Annotated in this window: 1 protein-coding gene; it reads left to right on the top strand. The window is 65.2% G+C overall.

Annotated elements, in window-relative coordinates; all coding sequences use genetic code 11:
• Positions 1-676 (top strand): VCBS domain-containing protein (locus tag RGCCGE502_RS34360; protein WP_016558841.1); only part of this gene is annotated, 676 nt, incomplete at both ends.

The following is a 676-nucleotide window of genomic DNA, read 5'->3' as shown; positions in this document are numbered from 1 at the left end:
CGTCAAGGAGGACACCGCGCCTTCGACGGTTTACGGCAACCTGATGCAGGGCGCCGTCGACGTCGATCATCTCGCCCTCCTGAGCGTCAGCAAGGTCAACAACCAGACGAACGGCTCGGCCGGCGTCGACGGCACCTACGGCAAGCTGACCTGGAGCGCCCAGCTCGGCCTCTACAGCTACAAGCTCGACAGCAGCAAGGCGGCCGTGCAGGCGATCGCCGACGGCGAGACGAAGACCGAAACCTTCACCTTCACCGTCCGCGACCAGTATGGCGCCGAAAGCACCCAGACGCTGACGATCAACGTCCATGGCACCAATGACAAGCCGACCTATGTCTCGGCTGGGTCGATCGTCAGCGGCGGTGTCGTCGAGGACGGCACGCAGCAGGCGACCGGCACGATCAACTTCAACGACGTCGACCTGATCGACACCCACACCACCACGGTTGCGGCACCAAGCGGCTCGCTGCTCGGCACCTTCGCGCTTGCCCCGGTCACGGAATCGCCGACCACCGCAGGCGGCAGCGTCGGCTGGACCTACACGATCAACAACGCCGCAGCACAGTTCCTCGGCCAGGGCGAAACCCGCCAGGAAACCTACCAGGTCACCATCACCGACGGCCACGGCGGCACCATCACACAGCCCGTCACCGTCACCATCACCGGCACCAACGAC

This window comes from Rhizobium grahamii CCGE 502 (assembly GCF_000298315.2).
GTDB classification, from domain to species: domain Bacteria; phylum Pseudomonadota; class Alphaproteobacteria; order Rhizobiales; family Rhizobiaceae; genus Rhizobium; species Rhizobium grahamii.
The sequence above is the reverse complement of the archived record's forward strand: the minus strand, read 5'-3'. Positions and strand labels throughout refer to the sequence as shown.